Below are 2662 nucleotides of genomic sequence, written 5' to 3'. Positions count from 1 at the left end.
CAATATATATAATATATACAATAAAGTTCTTGACATTTTCAGAAATTTCCAGAAAGTTCTTGACATATTTCGAGGCTGCCCCGTAGTATGCGAATCTGAGTCTGCCCAATTTTTGAATATTGGGTAGGTTCCGAAAAGTCTGTGGGGTAGTAGCTTGGCTTGCCTTGGCTCTATTCAACTAATCTTCAAGAATTATATTTAAGGAGCTTCTTCATGAAAAAAAATGTTATTAGCCTCGCAATTGCTTCCTGTTTTGTATTTGGCGCTTCGTTAGCGCAGGCGCAAACAGCAATTCCTAAGCAAATGGAAGCACCTAAAGCTGTTCCATTTTCAGGGACAAAAACCGATACCCCATGGAATTGTTGCAGTCAGTATGAGTTTCTAGGTGCGGAAGGTGAGCGTGATGCGGCTGGAGAAGTGAATGCACCTGGATCAAAGATAAATTTTACTCAATCGCAACCCTATGCTATCGATCCTGGTCATAAAAATGATGATGGTAATCGTATGCCAGATTTCAGGCGAGCAACGGCGGTGGTTGGAAATACTGAACCTATTGATAGTAAAGCGTATGGTGCAGGGAGGGATGTTGCCACTACAGGTAATCCTGAGGGAACTGGTGACACATTAGGCAAGTCACATTTTACTGAAAAGTCATTTTCAAATCAGTGGTTATAGAAAATAATTATTAATCAAAATGTTAAGGCCAGCTTTAAGCTGGCCTTAACATTTGTTAAAATGAGGTTGCTTCTAAAGCAATCTTGAACAAACCTCTTATGCACACTATTGTCATAATTGGCCAGCAGGTAGGTCTGTTCACTAGTGTTAAAGCAACATTCCCCGCTGACAATCTTGGTTAAACCAAGATAGCGCGCCTTCATGTTACCTTCCAAACGTTTAATGTCCAAAACATTTGGCAGGCTCGGGTTCTGAGCTTTAATATTCGCTCGCCTATTTTCTGCGTCATACTTGAACGAATTTACCGCAGAACCCTCGTGCGGGCCTTTAAGTTATAAGAAATAACTCAATAATTACTTCTTAATCCACTGATTAAAACCTGACTTTGCTGAAAAATGTGAATTACCTAATGTGTCACCAGTTCCTTCATGATTACCTGTATTTGCGGCATCTCTCCCGGCACCATACTCTTTACTGTCAGTAGGTTCAGTATTTCCCACCACTGCGTTTGCCAGTCTGAAATATGGCATACGATTACCATCATCATTTTTATAACCAGGATCGATATCAAAGGCTTGAGATTGTTGATTGTTTACCTTTGATCCAGGTGCATTCATTTCTCCAGGCTGATCACGTTCGCCAGTCTGACCTGTATACTGTTTACAGCAATTCCATGGCGTATTCAGACCTTTTCCTGAGAAGGGAACAGCTTTAGGTGCTTCCATTGCTTGAGTAACTGCTGGTTGTGCCTGCGCTAACGAAGCGCCAAATACAAAACTGGAAGCAATTGCGAGGCTAATAATATTTTTTTTCATGACAAGTTCCTCCTGAATATAAATCTTGCGAGATAAGTTGAATAGAATCTAGGCAAGCCAATCTTCTATCCCACAGTCTTTTTGAAGCCTACCCATTACTCCAAATCTGGCAGACTCTGAGTGCCATACTACGGGCCAACTTTGGAATGTGTCAAGAACTTTATTGTATATATCGTATATATTGTATATGCACTTAATATTGCATATGAAAATAATATATATTGTATATATGTTTATATTGCGCTGACAGGTCTGTTCACTAGTGTCAAAGCCAGACTCCCAGCTGACGATCTTGGCTAAACCACGATAGCGCGCCTTCATTTAACGTCCAAACGTTTGATGACCAAAAGACGTGCCTGACTCTGCTTTTGATATTTATATTCGTTCGCATACCTAGTCCGTCCTGAATAACGTTCAACCCAATGAATTAACGTAATAATTTCGCAAATTCACGGGTGAAATTTGCCAGAAATGAGATAATAGTGACTTGATTCCTTGCAAATTCTAGTGAGTTTTCGATGGATCCAAAAGGCAAATATCCCTCGACCGGCGACTTGTTTCAGCAGCCCTTGGCGGAGCTAATCAATCTTAAGCATCCACTGGTCCAACTGGCTGAACTGTTTGACTGGTCAGTCTTCGAAACCCGCTGGTGCCAGCGGGTGAGTGAAGAAGGCGTGGCGTGCTTGCTGACCGGAACCATCGAAGCCGCCCGCCGGGGCAAGGTCGTCAAAGCGAAAAGTTTCGAGAAGATCATCATTGACACCACGGTGATGGAGAAGGCCGTGGCTTATCCGACCGACAGTCGCTTGTTCGAACGTGGCCGGCAGCATCTGGTTAAATTGGCCGGAACCCCAAGCATCACGCTGCGCCAGAATTACAACCGTGAAGCGCCGAGGCTGGCGGTTCATGTGGGACGTTACGGCCAACTAATGAGTGGGGAAGAAAGCAATATCCAGCTTGTAGGATGCGCCAACGAGCGCATTTCGTAGTCGTTTCTCTGAGTTGTCAGAAGCGCCCTAAAGTTTTCAGTCGTACCGCCGTTACAAAAAGCTATGCAAAGACTGTTTTTGCGCAGTAGATCGTTATATTGTATTTAATTTAACATATTGAAATATATAAAATAAAGTTAATAATAAAATGGTGGAGTGGTATCTTATTAAATATAATAATTT

The 2662-nt window shown here is 42.2% G+C and carries 3 protein-coding genes and 1 pseudogene; 2 read left to right on the top strand and 2 right to left on the bottom strand.

The genetic code is table 11. From position 1 onward, the window contains the following. Positions 1-213: 213 nt before the first annotated feature. Entirely contained in the window at positions 214-675 is a 462-nt protein-coding gene (locus MJ770_RS04885; RefSeq protein ID WP_239250483.1) for a hypothetical protein, read from the top strand. Positions 676-689: 14 nt separating this feature from the next. Here the strand turns inward: MJ770_RS04885 and MJ770_RS04880 are convergent, their stop codons facing one another. After that, entirely contained in the window at positions 690-878 is a 189-nt protein-coding gene (locus MJ770_RS04880) for a hypothetical protein (protein ID WP_239250482.1), read from the bottom strand. Positions 879-1028: 150 nt separating this feature from the next. Further along, positions 1029-1490 carry a hypothetical protein gene (locus tag MJ770_RS04875; protein WP_239250481.1) on the bottom strand — a complete coding sequence of 154 codons (462 nt, stop codon included), beginning with the start codon at positions 1488-1490 and terminating at the stop codon, positions 1029-1031. A gap of 518 nt (positions 1491-2008) precedes the next feature. Here MJ770_RS04875 and MJ770_RS04870 point away from each other — a divergent pair. Continuing rightward, positions 2009-2410, top strand: a pseudogene (locus MJ770_RS04870) (IS5/IS1182 family transposase); the annotation flags it as partial. Positions 2411-2662 lie beyond the last annotated feature (252 nt).

Source organism: Candidatus Nitrotoga sp. M5 (assembly GCF_927904885.1).
In the GTDB taxonomy this organism is placed as follows: domain Bacteria; phylum Pseudomonadota; class Gammaproteobacteria; order Burkholderiales; family Gallionellaceae; genus Nitrotoga.
This window is presented reverse-complemented; position numbering and strand designations above follow the sequence as displayed.